Annotated in this window: 10 protein-coding genes; all 10 read right to left on the bottom strand. The window is 50.0% G+C overall.

The features are described from left to right. Positions 1–56: 56 nt before the first annotated feature. Positions 57–953 carry a carbohydrate ABC transporter permease gene (locus J5W02_RS00455; protein WP_219938484.1) on the bottom strand — a complete coding sequence of 299 codons (897 nt, stop codon included), beginning with the start codon at positions 951–953 and terminating at the stop codon, positions 57–59. Between the two features lie 13 nt (positions 954–966). Beyond that, positions 967–1,854 (bottom strand): carbohydrate ABC transporter permease, encoded by an 888-nt coding sequence (locus J5W02_RS00450; protein WP_219938483.1) that lies wholly within the window; start codon positions 1,852–1,854, stop codon positions 967–969. Between the two features lie 89 nt (positions 1,855–1,943). Next, complete coding sequence (locus tag J5W02_RS00445; protein ID WP_219938481.1) at positions 1,944–3,260, bottom strand: ABC transporter substrate-binding protein; 1,317 nt, start codon at positions 3,258–3,260, stop codon at positions 1,944–1,946. 107 nt (positions 3,261–3,367) lie between these two features. Continuing rightward, positions 3,368–5,122 (bottom strand): sensor histidine kinase, encoded by a 1,755-nt coding sequence (locus J5W02_RS00440; RefSeq protein ID WP_219938479.1) that lies wholly within the window; start codon positions 5,120–5,122, stop codon positions 3,368–3,370. Positions 5,123–5,413: 291 nt separating this feature from the next. Beyond that, positions 5,414–6,829 carry a phosphoglucomutase/phosphomannomutase family protein gene (locus J5W02_RS00435; RefSeq protein ID WP_219938477.1) on the bottom strand — a complete coding sequence of 472 codons (1,416 nt, stop codon included), beginning with the start codon at positions 6,827–6,829 and terminating at the stop codon, positions 5,414–5,416. A 52-nt stretch (positions 6,830–6,881) separates the two neighbouring features. Beyond that, on the bottom strand, positions 6,882–9,278 hold the full coding sequence (locus J5W02_RS00430) for a GH36-type glycosyl hydrolase domain-containing protein (protein ID WP_219938474.1): 2,397 nt from the start codon (positions 9,276–9,278) through the stop codon (positions 6,882–6,884). Between the two features lie 281 nt (positions 9,279–9,559). Next, the gene (locus J5W02_RS00425) at positions 9,560–10,528 is read right to left on the bottom strand and encodes a carbohydrate kinase family protein (protein WP_219938472.1); all 969 of its coding nucleotides are present in this window, start codon (positions 10,526–10,528) and stop codon (positions 9,560–9,562) included. A gap of 383 nt (positions 10,529–10,911) precedes the next feature. After that, positions 10,912–12,051 (bottom strand): substrate-binding domain-containing protein, encoded by a 1,140-nt coding sequence (locus tag J5W02_RS00420; RefSeq protein ID WP_219938470.1) that lies wholly within the window; start codon positions 12,049–12,051, stop codon positions 10,912–10,914. A gap of 56 nt (positions 12,052–12,107) precedes the next feature. After that, a complete protein-coding gene (locus J5W02_RS00415; protein ID WP_219938468.1) occupies positions 12,108–13,355 on the bottom strand; it encodes a sugar ABC transporter permease in 1,248 nt (415 codons plus the stop codon). Continuing rightward, positions 13,342–14,919 (bottom strand): sugar ABC transporter ATP-binding protein, encoded by a 1,578-nt coding sequence (locus J5W02_RS00410; RefSeq protein ID WP_219938466.1) that lies wholly within the window; start codon positions 14,917–14,919, stop codon positions 13,342–13,344. Before J5W02_RS00410 ends, J5W02_RS00415 begins: the two co-directional genes overlap by 14 nt. Positions 14,920–14,955 lie beyond the last annotated feature (36 nt).

Below are 14,955 nucleotides of genomic sequence, written 5' to 3'. Positions count from 1 at the left end.
ATCAACAAAAAACATATCCGTTGTATGCTGAATTATCATTCAAATATGGATACCCTTTAACCTTTGATCGCCCCCGCCGTCATTCCTTTGATAATATTTTTCTGCAGGAATATGTAAACTACCAGTACGGGTACTACGACCAGAACGACCGCGGCCGCCATTAAGCCGTAATTTACGCCGGCAATGGACGTGATTTCATTGAGCAGCCGTGTAATCGTAAAGGCATCCTTGTACCGTAAAAAGAACATCTGTGTAAACAAATCATTATAGGACCATAGGAAAGTGAAAATAGCTACTGTGGCAAAGGACGGCTTTGCAATCGGAACGATTACTTTAAAAAAGATCTGATAAACGTTGTATCCTTCTAAATAGGCTGCTTCCTCCAAATCAATCGGCAGCCCTCTCATAAATCCCATGAGAACGACAATCGCAAAGGAAAGATTTCCCGCAATTTGCGGTAAAATGACGCTGAGCTGAGAAAGTGCCACGCTGTTGGTGTTGACGATGTGCCAGCCGAACATCATGCGGAAAACCGGAATAATCGTGGAGAAAACCGGGAACATCATACTCGCAATAATCAGGGAATGCAGGATATTTCTGCCCCTGAATTGATAGCGTGCCATGCCGTATGCCGCAAACCCGGCCAGCAGAACGACCACGACGGTAACAGTGATTGAAATGACAAGGCTGTTTTTATAGGCTCCGAAAATATCCACACGGTCAAAAGCCGTCTTATAATTATCTAATGTAAAGCTGTCCCCCACCGGAACAGAAAAAGAATCGGACCGAATCAGTCCTTTCAGCTTAAACGAGTTCATAATTACCCAAAGAAACGGGTAAATGGTTGTAACCGCCCAAAGGGAAAGAACGATGTAAATAAGAATTTCCCCCGGCTTTCCCCTGCGACGGACACCGTGTGGCCGTGCGGGTTCCTGTGTATTTGCTGTGTGCATCTTTTCCCCTCCCCTAATAATCTTTCTCCTTGAAAATTCGGTTTGCAATCTGCGAAATTACAACACCGATGACGACAATCACAATGGCAATAGTGGAGCCGTAGTCCACGTCGCCCATGGTAAATGTCTGGTTATACATGTACGTTCCGGTCAGCCACGATTTATCCATCGGCATTCCCGCGCCCATCATAATCCACGGCAGGTCAAACACCTTCAGCGCGCCTGTCACCGCCAAAATCAGACAGGTGATAAGAACATTGTGCAGGAGCGGCAGCGAAATATAGCGAACCCGTTTGAATCCGCTTGCACCGTCAATCTCTGCGGCTTCGTAAATGTCCGGTGAAATATTATTCAGTCCGGTTACGATAATAACGAAATAAAATCCGACATACTGCCACATCACCGGCGTCATCATTGTAAACAGGTAATGTATTTCGTCCTTCCAGTCGATCATATCGGTTGCGCCAAACTTCGTCAGCAGCTGGTTTACCATGCCGCCGTCATATAAAAAGATCAGGTTGAATAAAAGACCCAGTGCCGTAGCGGAAATGACAATCGGAAAAAAGTACACGGTCCTGAAAAACTGAGTGCCCTTTCTAATGTTGTCAATCAGCAACGCAAGCAGCAGCGCAATCCCAACCTGAAAAATGATTGTCAAAAGCATGAGCAGCATGGTGTTGACCAGTGCTGTATTCATAATCGGGTCCCGAAACAGTTTTGTATAATTAAGATACCAGGGGGAATTAAACCCCACCGCCGCCGTACCGAGTCCCGTGATATTGCAAAAGCTGTTGTAGATATTCATGGCAAAAGGGTAGTAGAGAAACAGCGCCATAAACAGGAACGCGGGAATCAGGAATACCGCCAACGGTGATTTTTTTTTGTAAATCGTAGAATTCATTGATCATCGCCCTCTTTAAAAAGGCCGGAGAGCTGATACACCACTCTCCGGTCTTTAACATTGAACAGGAAAATATGTGAGATAAATAATTAGCTCTTAATTGCCAGGCAGGCATCAATTGCCTTTTCAGCCGTTGTTTTTCCGGTTGCGATATTCTTAATGTCCGCAAACAACGCGGTGCGCGCTGTCTGAATCAAACCGTCCTGTGTGGCGGGAGCGATTCCGGTTGCCCCCTTTGTCATGGCCATAGCCGCTTTTTCCAGAGAATCGGTATCACTTTTCGCGGCCGTACCGTTCTTTAATGCGGTAACTGCCGTCGCGCCGAATGTGGAGACCACTTCATCCGTTGTCATTGCTTTTACAAAATCAACGCATGCCTTCTGCTTGGCGGGGTCGCTCCACGCTTTTTGGGTAATATAATATCCCATGGACAGACCACCGATGATGTCCGTGGATTTTCTTCCGTTTTCGCCCGGTACATATGTAACGGTAAAGTCATCAATACTCTTTGCATTTTCCTGGAACCAGCCGATCTTCCAGGAACCGTCGATTGCGAAAGCAGCTTTGTCGTCAGCCATCAGCTGGAAGGTTTCCGCGTCTGTTGCCGTCGTGGTGTTTTTTGGGAAGTAGCCTTTTGTATAAAGCGTTTTGATGTCATTGAGACCGTCTGTCCAGACTTTTCCGATCTCATCTGTGGAAGAAGCGGGAAGCTTCGTATGAGTTGCCAATGTGCCGTGGTTAAACACGCAGTACTCAAACCAGTAATGAGGAACTTCCTGTAAAGAACAGGCGATCGGGGTGATGCCCTTTGATTTAATTGTCTCGCAGTCTTTCAAAAACTGGTCCCAAGTGTAATCCGCACCGGGAACTTCCACGCCGCAGTCTTTGAGAACCTTCTTGTTGATAAACAATCCTTCCCAGTAACCGTTTACCGGGACGGAATAGTTTTTGCCGTCCGCGGGGGACGCGCCAAGAAGATCATCCCTCATATTGCTCGCGTAGTCGGGATACGTCTTGCGGATTTCATCAATGCTGACTACTTTGCCGCCCTGAACAAGCTTGTTCGCATCCACGCCGTTAAAATAAAAGAGTACGTCCGGTTCGGCGCCTGTCTCAAAGTCAGCCATGATTTTGGATTTCCACTCTTCATTGGAAGTACCGGAGGCATCCTTTACCGTGTTGCCGGTAGCCGTCTCATAGGCCTTGTACGCAGATTCATAATTTGCCCGGTTACCGTCATCGCCTCCGTATGATGTTACAACTGTAATTTCCACCGGTTTCGCCGCCTCGGAAGACGCTGCCTGAGAAGCGGCCTGGGACGCCGCGGGCGCGGGTGTGCTCTGACATCCGACCAGCATTGCGCCGCTGAGCGCCATTGTAAGGACTAACGCAATTACCCTTTTCATAAAACAACCTCCATATTATTTGAAATATGCTGTATGCTTTCCAGTGAATACTATATTACGCTTCCGCCACTAAAAACATAATAGACAATCTTGCCATTTGTTGCATATTATTGTTTGGATTGGTTAATAGCAATAACGATTCTGGAAACTGTATGGCCATAACTGTTCATTTTTATTGAAAGTCCGCTGTTTTCCCCATAAAGAATCTTCAAACGCTGATTTACATTGCGGATGCCCAGATTGTTTGAGCTCTCATTTGCGGCATCGTATTCATCCGACAGCAAAGCCTTTATGCGGCTTTCATCCTCCGGCGTCATCGCTCCGTCGTTCTCCACTTCAAGAATCAGATTGTCCCCCTCGCGGAAAATACGGATGACAATGACTCCCTTCTGCTGCGGTTGAATCCCATGTTCGACAGCGTTTTCGATAATCGGCTGCATAATTAAGCGCGGCGCGTACAAGTCCAAAAGAGAAGGGTCGATTTCTTTTTTTACGGTCAGCCGTTTCCCGAGCCGTTCGGAAATAATGTAAAGATACGCGTCCACATACATCATTTCTTCGGAAACATGGACAACCGGCCTGCCCTTTCGGTCGATAGCGGCGTCCAGCATCGTGGAGAGCGCTTCAATCATACGGGAAACCTTCACATTGTCGGAGAGTCTTGCCTCCCAGTTGATAATTTCCAGTGTATTGTTCAGAAAATGCGGATTGATCTGCGATTGAAGCGCCATGATGCGGGCATCACGCAGAGCCAGTTCCTCCCGGTAAATCCGGTCGAACTGATATTTCAGTTTGGACGACATGCTGTTAAACGCGTCCGTAAGGTACTGAAATTCAATGCTTTGCGACTCGCCTACCACCCGAACGCCGAAATTCCCTTCCTCTATATTTCCCGCCTCCACGATCAGCCGGTCAATCGGGCGTGACACGTTCCGGGTAAAAAACCAGATGACAAGGGCGAGCAGGGGAACGATCAGAATTCCCATCCAGATCAGGATGATCTTAAATCTGTTCAGCTCCGCCGCAAGCGGAGAAATGTCCACCGCAATTACATAGGAAATCCGGTATACTCCCGTCTGGTTCATTCCATAAAGATAGGTACGGCCCCCGATATTCCGGAACGTCTGGCTGTTTGACTTCAGCACAATTCCCAAACGGTCGGGTGTCAGCTGTTCTCCGTTCAGTACCACCGGCGTGTCATTGAGCCAAAGGGTCGTGTCCTTTCCCCAAACAATATTTTTAATGCCGGCAAACATGCTCGCGGTATCCAGCTGCATGGTCAGCACCGCGTAGGGCTTATAATCCCCGTCAAGAATATTTCTGACCATATAAATCCTTCCGTCGGCATTGATAAAACCGATATTGCTTCCCAGCGTTTCCGACAGTTCCCGCACTTTTTCATGCGCATGATTGCGGTATTCCTGTACGGCGGAGGTGGCGTTGTAGGTTGCGTTAAAGGTGTAATAAACATTGTCCGGTTTCTTACAGAAATACAGTGCCGTTATTAAAAACTTATCGTCGTATTTGTATTGCTGCGATAAAAACGCCGTAACCCGGTCGTAGAGTTCATTGGCATCCCCTGTTCGGTTAAAACTGCCGTAGGCATCTCTGATGGTCGGATTATAGGAAGCATACCTGGAGGAGGAGATTGCGGAATCAAGCTGATTGACCGCGATTTTTAACGAATTATTTGCGGAGGTAGTGATTGTTCCCGTAATCTGATCGTTTATATTGTGCGTAATGTAATATCCGGTCGCGGCGCTGATTAAGCCAATCGGCAAAATCCAGCATGCGATAATGATACCGACCAGCCCCCACTTAAGAGAGAATTTCCGGGAATTCTTTTCCGTCCTCATTTTCATAACTGTTCTCCGCTTCCATAGATTCAAAACAGATTGATAGTATAATTCTATATTGGTTTCATATTTTCGTCAATTATAAATAGTACCTTTCAAAAAAGCAAACTGCGACAAATCGTGCAAGTCAAGGCGGCAAGCGTAGCAAATGAGGAAGCATACTCTCTGTATGTGACCGGAATTTGCTAGCGCAGCCAGCGCAGAAAGCACATTGCTTTGCAATTTTGCGGTTGCGCGACTTTGTCGTCAGTCTGAAAAAGGCAGCCGTAATTTGCGGCTGCCTTTGGGGAGGAGTGGTTATGAAAGAGAAAGGAATTGTTTGAAAACATCGCCGGTTTCCTGCGCGGCCTTGAGGGTAGGCATTTCACAAAAAATCCGCAGCAGCGGCTCTGTGCCGGAAAAACGCGCAATAATCCAGCCCTTATTTTTAAAGTAAACCTTGCAGCCGTCCATATAGGATACCTTTTCGATTTCGTACGGAAATTCCGGCAGCAGTTTATCGTGAAGCAGAATTCCCGTTATTTTCTCTTTTACTTCCTGTGAAAAGCGAAAGTCACGTTCATCCATTTCGCAGCTCCCGTATTGGTCGGTAATTTCCTTATATATCTCCGACAGGCCACGGCCCGTGGTTGCGATCATTTCCACCAGCAGTGAAGCCGCATAAATTCCGTCCTTGCCCTGAATATGTCCGCGCACGGTAAGCCCGCCGGAGGATTCCCCCCCGATAATCGCGTTTGTTTCCGCCATTTTTGAAGAAACATATTTAAATCCCACCGGAACTTCATAGCAGGTTTCTCCAAAATCCTCTGCAATGCGGTCAAGCAGATGGGTTGTGGCAATGTTTCGCACCGCCGCACCGTGCCACCCTTTAAACTTCATGAGGTAATAATAGAGCATCACCAGTATCTTGTTCGGATGCAAAAACTCCGCCCTGTCGTTAATGACACCGAGTCTGTCCGCGTCGCCGTCGGTTGCGATTCCAATGTCGCAGTGGTTTTCCTCCACATAATTCATCAGCCCGGCGAGTGTTTTGCTGTTCGGCGCGGGCAGCCTGCCCCCAAACAGCGCGTCGCGCCGCTCATGAATAACATCTACATTGCACCGTGCCGTGAGCAGGATGGTCTGCAGTGCCGTTTTACTGACCCCGTACATCGGGTCCAGTGCAATTTTGAGGCTGCGGCTTCGAATCGCGTCCATGTTAATGGAACGGATAATGCTGTCAATGTACTGATTCATCGGATCGATCAGCTCAATCATGCCGTTTCTTACCCCGTCCTCAAACGGTATCCGCTTAATTTCAGTTGGGTCTATGTCTTTTATGTACTGTTCCAATTGCCCTGTCAGAACTTCATCGGCATCCCGTCCGCCCTTCATAAAAACCTTGATCCCATTGTAGATGGCGGGATTATGGCTGGCGGTTACCGCCATGCCGTAAGGCAGTCCATAATATTGCACCGTAAACATAATTAACGGAGTAGGCGATTCCCTGTCGATCAAGCGGCAGGGGACTCCCTCCCCCGCCATGACCTCCGCCGCCCATTTGGCCGCCTCTTGCGACAGGAACCTCCGGTCATATCCAATAACAAATCCGCCCGCAGCTTTTTCCTGATCTTTCAGCTTTTTGGCAATCGCAGCCGTTAGCAGCTGAACATTTGCTTTGGTAAATTCCTCGCCGATGACTGCGCGCCATCCGCCTGTTCCGAATTTAATCATATCTTCACCGCACTTTTCTCCGTACACCAAACTGCTCTGCACGGCGAGCTGTTTATCCCATAACGACCTTCACCCGGTGCTGTGTTCCCGCTTTCTGCACCGGAATTCCGCCGGAAACGGCTTTCCCGTCCAGCTCTATTGTTTTTACCCCTTTACTGACACCGCTCGGATTCTCAACATGAATCTGATAGGCCGCGCCGCGCCAGACGCGGGTAACGTCAAAGCCGCTCCAATCCTTTGGAATGCACGGGTCAACAATCAGGCAGTCAAAGTCCGGCCTGACGCCCAGAAGATACCTGGTTGCGGCAAAATAAGCCCAGCCGCCCGAGCCCGTCATAAACGGATGCCTTGCCCGCCCAAAGGCGGTATGGTCTTTTCCCATTACAAACTGGCAGTAAGAATAGGGCTCCGACTGCCGGACTTCTATTTCATCATTCTGGTTATAGGGCAGCAGGGCATTGTAAAATTTCATTGCCCGGTCACCCCGTCCAAGGGTCGCCTCCGCACACCACGCCCACGGATTCGGATGACTGAAAATCGAACCGTTTTCCTTCACGCCGGGATAGACCCGCGTGACAAACCCAATTTCGTCATCACTCTTTGTATAGGACGGCGCATTGAGCATCAAACCATATTTTGTGTAGAGGTATTTATCAACGGAATCCATCGCCTTGACCGCGCGGTCAGGGTCAGCCACACCGGAAAAAACCGCCCAGGTGTTGGACTCAATATGTACCTTGCCCTCCTGATCGTTATGGGTACCGATTTTCCTGCCATTGGCGGTAATCCCGCGGATATACCACTCCCCGTCCCACAGGTTATCGTTACATGCCTTTTTCACCTTTGCGGCCATCTTTTCATATTTTTCCGTTTCTTCCGTTTTTCCGATAAATCGGGACAAATCAAGAAAATGCCGGATTGCCCAGTAGTGCAGGAAAGAAACCATGGCGCTTTCCCCACCGCCTAAATTCAGGCAGTCATTCCAGTCGGCGCGGAGTCCCTTGCAAATGCCGGTGGCGCCAACCTGTTTGTCGGAAAAATCAAGAATCCGCATCATGTGCTGATAGACCGTATCCTCTCCGCCGTCGGCGTAGGTAACCGTTTCATCCAGAAGGGAAACTTCCCCTGTTTCCTTAATGTATTCGCTGATTGCGGCGATCAGCCAAAGTGCGTCGTCCGAGCAGGCGTCCTTGATGGAGTGAATCATTTCCTCCCTGCTGGGAGTGGGAACCACAGTCGGGGATTTGAAGCTCTGCTGTTTTCCCCGAAGCTTAGGGTCAAACCACTCCGGCTGGAACAGGTGCAGCCCGTAGCCCTGTTGTGTGAGACCGCGGCAAAGCTCAACAATGCGCTTCCTGCACTTTTCCGGGTTGGACGACGCGATGGTCATCGCATCCTGGGAGGTATCACGGAAGCCCAGGCCGGTTCTGCCGCCCACTTCAACAAACGAGGCAAAACGCGAAAATAGAATATTTACTTCGGACTGATATAAATTCCAAATGTTTAACGAAGTGTTCATTCCCTGATTTGGAGTGCCGACCTGCAGCTTGCCGAGCTTTTCCTCCCAGAAAGCCGCAAGATCGGAAAACGCTTTGTCCACGTTGGCCGGATCAGAATATTTTTTTCTTACGGAAACGGCCGCTTCCCGTTTTCCCTCACCCAGCAAAAAGGTAAGCCGAACATCCTCCCCCGGCTGCAGAACAAGTTTCTTTTGCAGGACGGCACAGTGGTTGCCCGTTTTTTCAAAGCTGCCGGAGCATTCCCCTTTTTCGACCGCAACCGGATTGCTTTCGTCGCGGTAAGCGCCCAAAAAACTGTCGCGCAGACAGTCGAATCCGTCGGGTTCAAAGCTGGAGGTAAACCACTGGTACCCCAATTCTTCATAATAAAGGTCATATTCAATGATGCCGTCTGCATAACTGGAACCCGAGGCATACAGGCTCATCTGAAAATTCTGATTGTCCATATCGATTTGATGGAACGAAAACTCAAGGTAAGAATAAACGCTGAGCCGACGCGGCCGGGTTCCGTTGTTTTTCAGCACCACATCCCAGAGCTCGACCGGCTCATTCAGAGGGATAAACACGGTCTGCGAGGCGGAAATGTCCTGATAATCACAGCGATATTTCGAGTAGGAAAGACCATGCCTGCATTCATATTTCGCTTTGGTCAAATCTTTTCCGACAGGCTGCCACGAAATGCTCCAATACTCGCCGGTGTCGTCATCACGAAGATACACATAATGTCCGGGGCGGCTGATCGGCGCGTTCGGGCGAAAGCGCGTAATGCGGTGGTACTGCGGAGATTGATAAAAAACATAACCGTCTGCGGTTTGGCTGAGAACAGCGCATATATCGTTTACACCGATATAATTTGTCCATGGAACCGGTGTGTTTACGCGATCAATGACATACTCCCTATTTTTATTGTCAAAATAACCGTACCTCATTCTCCCAATTCTCCTTTGGTCTCTATTCTGAATCCATTATAGAACAGATCCAAAATTGAATAAATAACAGATGTTGTACTTAATTGTATATTCTTGTATAGCTTTAGAAAGAGCACAAAAACGAGCAAGGCACTCTGCGAAATCCGACGCAGGGTGCCTTGCCTTATTTTTTTACATCCTTGTTTTCATTGAACCATTGGGAAATCTTTATTGAAGTCTTTTCCGATTTTTCCTTGTTTCCTTCCGCATACAAATATTGCCACCGGCTTTACTGCGGCGTTTCACAGGGGTTTCCCTGTTCGTCCAAGAAAATCCCTGACCATGTCTATTGTAGGCATTGCCGGTATCCCCCCGCGCTTTTGAACGCACAGCGAGGCGACCGCGTTGGCAAATTCGGTGAAATCCCGGAGTTGTGCTTCCCGAAGCTCATTGGGGCGAAGCCCGCTCACGGTCAGCTTATAGAGAAATCCGCCCCAAAAAGCGTCTCCGGCGCCTGTGGTGTCAACCACCGGAACATCGGGAACGGAAACAAGCGCGGACGCGCCTTCCACTGCGGCATAGGCGCCGTTGCTGCCAAGCGTAACCACCGCGCAGGAGATCCCTTTTTGGAAAAGAGACTCGGCGGCGGCCTCGGGAGAAGATTCGCCTGTTATGAGCCCGACTTCCTCGTCGCTGATTTTTACAATGTCCGCAAAAGGAAGGACGCTTTGCATGATCTTGGCGGCTTCGTCCTCACTTTTCCAGAGCGGAGCACGGTAATTCGGGTCGTAAGAGATAATGGCTCTGGCCTTTTTTGCGGTTTTCACCGCTTCTATTGTCGCAGAACGCGAAGGCTCATCGGTCAGTGAGAGGGAACCGAAGTGGAAAATCCTGCACCCTTCTGCCAACTCGCGCTTAACCTCGCCCACTGAAAGGCAAGTGTCCGCACCGGGCTTGCGGGAAAAGGAAAATTTGCGCTCGCCTGTTTCAGACAACTCAACAAACGCAAGTGTCGTAAACACATCCTCCGCGCTAATCAGCCCGCTGGTGTCTACGCCCCTTTCTTCAAGAACCCTGCGCAGATAATCTCCGTGCATATCCTTGCCCACCTTGCCGATAAACGAAGTGCTTAAGCCTAAGTTCGAGGCGACGCAGAGCACGTTTGCGGGCGCTCCGCCGGGGTTTTGCTCAAACAGGCGCATCCCGTTTTCGCTTCTGCCGTGGTATGTAAAATCAATCAGTAGCTCACCCAACGCGACTAAATCGAACATTCAATCACTCCCGAAAAAAATTTATACAGTTTGAAGTCTGCGTCGGTTTCGCGGCAGAAGCCCGCAAGCTGCGGCCATTGCTCCGACTGCACAGTCAAATGCATGCTCTGCGTTTTATTTTAGCACAAAAGAAGTGCCGATTTCAATTATGTTTCCGATTGTCGGGAATTTTCTCAAGCGGGTTCATCCCTGCGCCCAAAGCAATATCATCTGACACCACTGCAATTTCATATGAATGCTCAATTCATCAATAATTTCCGCGCCTACAAATCGGACGGCAAAGGATAATCCTTTGCCGTCCTCCAACAAGAGCCCAGAACCTGTATTCATAGATGGGCCGTCTGGGCGGCATTTCTCACTTACGCATACAGTCTTAGAATTTCCTATTTCAAGAGTGCCAGGCGGCCGGCGTCTTTCGCAAATACCTCTTTTGCATTTTCCTTTGTAACAACAAGCGGAGCAAGCTCATAGACACCGACGTCCGTCTTGCCATTGTTCACTTTTGTGGTGGGTGCGGGCATCCCACTGCCTGCCTGCAGAGACTTGATGATTTCAATCGTTTTGCCTACCAGAAGGTCGGTTGGCTTGGCTACGGTAGAATACTGTTTGCCCGACCAAATCCACTCAACAGACTCGTTCTCGGCGTCAAGGCCTGAAACAACGGGAATCTTCTGACCGGCCTGCTCAGACGCGGTAATGATCGCGCGGGCGATGCCGTCATTGGGAGAAAGAACGCCGTCAATTTCCTTTTTCGAATAGAAACCGGAGAGGAGGGAGTCCATACGGGCCTGAGCTTTGGAGTTATCCCAGTCCAAAGTTGCGCACTGGGTAAAATCTTTCTGACCGGATACGACAACCAGCGTACCGTCGTCAATCTTGGGCTGGAGCACTGTCATGGCGCCCTTAAAGAAGTTGGGAGCGTTGGGGTCGGCAGGTCCGCCGCCGAACAGCTCGATGTTGTACGGGCCCTTGCCCTTCTTAGCTGCCAGTCCGTCGAGCAGAGCCTGACCCTGCAGTTCGCCGGTCTTTACACTGCCAAACTGTACCACACCGTCAATACCGGTGGTGTTTTCAATGAGACGGTCATAACCAATCACAGTGATGTTGGCCGCCTTTGCTTCTTCCAGAACCGAACCGAGCTGTGAACCGTCGACAGGGCCGACGACGATGACTTTGGCGCCGTTCTGAATCATAGACTCAATCTGCTGCTGCTGCTGAGGAACCTTGTTGTCCGCGTGCTGAACGATTGCCTTAAAACCAGCCGCTGCCAACTGGGTTCTGAACATTTCATCGGCTTCTTTCCAGTTCTGGGTGCCAAGCCAGGGCAGCGCAACACCAATGGTTGAGTCCGCGGCAAATCCGGCAGCGCCTGAAGCAGCGGGGGCTGAAGCAACCGATGCGGCCGATTCAGCCGCAGGGGCGGCAGAGCTTTCGGCCTGCCGTGCTCCGCCGCAGCCGGTCAGTGCCATTGACATGATGAGCGATGCTACAAGAATCTGAGATAGACACTTTTTCTTTTTCATATTAACCTCCTGTTTTAAGTCCTTCGACTAATATGCAAGGCCCGGCCATCAGTTTTTCACGAATCGCTGCTGGCAGGGTTAGCTTCTTGAGGTTTGCCTTCCTTTGCGGGAAACAGTCTTCCTATGATGGATGCGCGGCCCTGTTGCTTGTTGAAAACATCGAAAGCAACCGCAGCAAGCAGTACAAAGCCCTTAATAACCTGAGTACGGTCAGCACCGACACCCATGAGCATCAGCCCGGAGTTGAGAACGGCCATCACCAGTCCGCCGACCATTGTGGCAGTAATGGTTCCAACACCACCCGAAACAGCCGCGCCGCCGATAAAGACCGACGCAATGGCGTCCATTTCCCATCCGGTTCCATCCGACGGACCAGCCGCGGTTGACCGGCCCACAAACATAATTCCAGCCAAAGCCGCAAGCAGGGACATATTCAGCATCGTGAGGAAATAAGTTTTCTGAACATTCACACCGGACAGCGCAGCCGATGTTTTGTTGCCCCCAACCGCGTAGACATGGCGGCCAAATCTGGTGCGCTGAGTAATGGTATTATAAATGATGACCAAAACCACAAGGATCAGACCCGGTATGGGGAACGATGTGCCGGTACGCCCGGTACCGAAAATCCATGTTATGTAACCAATGACAACAGCAACCAAAATAATCCGAACCACCACCGGCCAAAGCTCCTCTGTTTTTCCGGTCAGAGCTGCCGAACGTTTACGCCGGCGTAATTGTGTAAAAGCGAAAGCGGCGATCGCAAGGATGCCCAGCAGCAGTGTCGAGTTGTTCATTCCTGTAAAAGCAGGGCCCCATTCGGGCAAATACCCAGAGCCAAACACTTTGAGTTCCGTCGGTGCCGGCACCGAGATGGACTTGGAAATCCAGATGACGCCGCCGCGGAAAATCATCATGCCGCCCAAGGTCGTAATAAAGCCGGGAATCCCGAATCTGGAGAGCCAGAACCCTTGCCACGCTCCGGCAGCAGCGCCGATTGCAAGGCTGAGAAGCACCGCGAGCCACCACGGCCATCCAAGGTCCCGCGCCGCAAGAGCCATCACCATTCCGGAGAATCCGGCCACCGAGCCGACAGATAGGTCGATCTGTCCGATTACAATCACCATCAGCATTCCTATCGCCAGTACCAACACATACGCATTACCGGATATCAGGTTCTGAAAGTTGGAGGAGGTAATCATCCTTCCTCCCGAAGTAATATTAAAGATCAGGGTAAGTGCCACTAAAGCAATCACCATGCTGTACTGCCGCAGTCCGCCGCCAAGTACTTTCTTAAGATATCTCATAAAGCATTTCCGTCCTTTCCGAGTTCGAATCCAATTTAGAGGTATTTGTCATCATTCTCATGAGTTTTTCCTGATTGGCCTCTTGGCGGTTTAACACGCCGGTGATGCTTCCTTCAAAAACGGTGTAGATTCTGTCCGATATCCCAAGCAGCTCGGGCAGCTCGGAGGAAACGATGATAACTGCTTTCCCCTGATCCGCAAGCTTCTGAATCAGGCGATAGATTTCATATTTGGCGCCAACATCAATCCCGCGGGTGGGTTCGTCAAGAATCAGAACCTCCGGCTCAGTAAACATCCACTTGCCCAGAACAACCTTTTGCTGGTTCCCGCCGGACAAGGTGGACACGCCGCTGTTAACGCTGTTCGTTTTGACATTTAAGGAAGAGCGCTGCTGTTCGGCAACCTGAAATTCCTTATCCAAATCAAGGAGCCTGCCGCGCAGTATTGCCTTTAGATTTGCCGAAACAGTAGTAATGCGGATGGTATCTATCAGATTGAGTCCCAGATTTTTACGGTCTTCCGGCACATAGGCAATGCCCTGACGGATAGCGGAGGAAACCGAAGCAACACGAATTTCCTTGCCCTTGATTTTGATAGAACCGCCAAGGTAGATGCCGTAGTTTCTCCCAAAGATAGATCGCATCAGTTCCGTTCTTCCCGCGCCCATAAGTCCGGCAAACCCTACGATTTCTCCCGCTCTGACAAAGAAGTTGGAGTCCTTGCAAATCAGCCGTCCCGGAATATCGGGGTCTTCCACGCGCCAGTCGGACACTTCGAAGATCACCTCTCCGGGGTTGGATTCGTGGGAGGGGTATCGGTTTTCGATGGAACGCCCCACCATAGCGCGGATAATACAGTCCTCATCAATCTGTCCTTCTTTAACGTGGAAATTTTCGACAGTGCGTCCGTCGCGAATGACTGTGACGGCGTCGGCTATTTCCGCGATTTCATTGAGCTTGTGCGAAATCATAATGCAGGTGATATCCCTGCTTTTTAAGCCCCGCATGAGCTCGAACAGGTTCGCAGAGTCGGTCTCGTTGAGCGCGGAGGTCGGCTCATCCAGAATCAGCAGCCTGACATTTTTGGAAAGCGCCTTTGCAATTTCCACCAGCTGCTGCTGACCCACGCCCAAGTGCTTAATCAGGGTGCCGGGGTCAATCGTCAGCCCTACCCTCTCAAGCAGCTCGGCTGTACGGCGCCGTTCGGTGTCCCAGTCAATCAGCCCGTGATTGACTGTCTCGTTTCCCAAAAAAATGTTTTCGGTAATGGACAGCTCCGGAATCATTGTCAGCTCCTGATGAATAATTGCGATTCCCGCTCTCTCCGATTCTTTAATGTCCCTGAAAGCAATTTCATTCCCCATATAGATAATCTTGCCTTCATAGGAGCCGTGAGGATAAACACCGGAAAGGACATTCATCAAAGTTGATTTTCCCGCGCCGTTTTCTCCGCAAATTGCGTGAATATCGCCTTGACGTACCTCCAGCGTGACATCGTCGAGTGCACGCACGCCCGGAAAGAGCTTGGTAATACCTTGCATCTGCAGGATTAAGGGACGTTCCATAACTTCACTCCCCATACGCTTGCATTTCTGCGAGCA

The sequence above is a fragment of the Caproiciproducens faecalis genome, from assembly GCF_019448085.1.
Taxonomy (GTDB): domain Bacteria; phylum Bacillota; class Clostridia; order Oscillospirales; family Acutalibacteraceae; genus Caproiciproducens; species Caproiciproducens faecalis.
The sequence above is the reverse complement of the archived record's forward strand: the minus strand, read 5'-3'. Positions and strand labels throughout refer to the sequence as shown.

Coding starts and splice junctions, on each gene's coding strand:
- J5W02_RS00455 (WP_219938484.1), bottom strand. CDS start 953: ATGCACACAGCAAATACACAGGAACCCGCACGGCCACACGGTGTCCGT.
- J5W02_RS00450 (WP_219938483.1), bottom strand. CDS start 1,854: ATGAATTCTACGATTTACAAAAAAAAATCACCGTTGGCGGTATTCCTG.
- J5W02_RS00445 (WP_219938481.1), bottom strand. CDS start 3,260: ATGAAAAGGGTAATTGCGTTAGTCCTTACAATGGCGCTCAGCGGCGCA.
- J5W02_RS00440 (WP_219938479.1), bottom strand. CDS start 5,122: ATGAAAATGAGGACGGAAAAGAATTCCCGGAAATTCTCTCTTAAGTGG.
- J5W02_RS00435 (WP_219938477.1), bottom strand. CDS start 6,829: ATGATTAAATTCGGAACAGGCGGATGGCGCGCAGTCATCGGCGAGGAA.
- J5W02_RS00430 (WP_219938474.1), bottom strand. CDS start 9,278: ATGAGGTACGGTTATTTTGACAATAAAAATAGGGAGTATGTCATTGAT.
- J5W02_RS00425 (WP_219938472.1), bottom strand. CDS start 10,528: ATGTTCGATTTAGTCGCGTTGGGTGAGCTACTGATTGATTTTACATAC.
- J5W02_RS00420 (WP_219938470.1), bottom strand. CDS start 12,051: ATGAAAAAGAAAAAGTGTCTATCTCAGATTCTTGTAGCATCGCTCATC.
- J5W02_RS00415 (WP_219938468.1), bottom strand. CDS start 13,355: ATGAGATATCTTAAGAAAGTACTTGGCGGCGGACTGCGGCAGTACAGC.
- J5W02_RS00410 (WP_219938466.1), bottom strand. CDS start 14,919: ATGGAACGTCCCTTAATCCTGCAGATGCAAGGTATTACCAAGCTCTTT.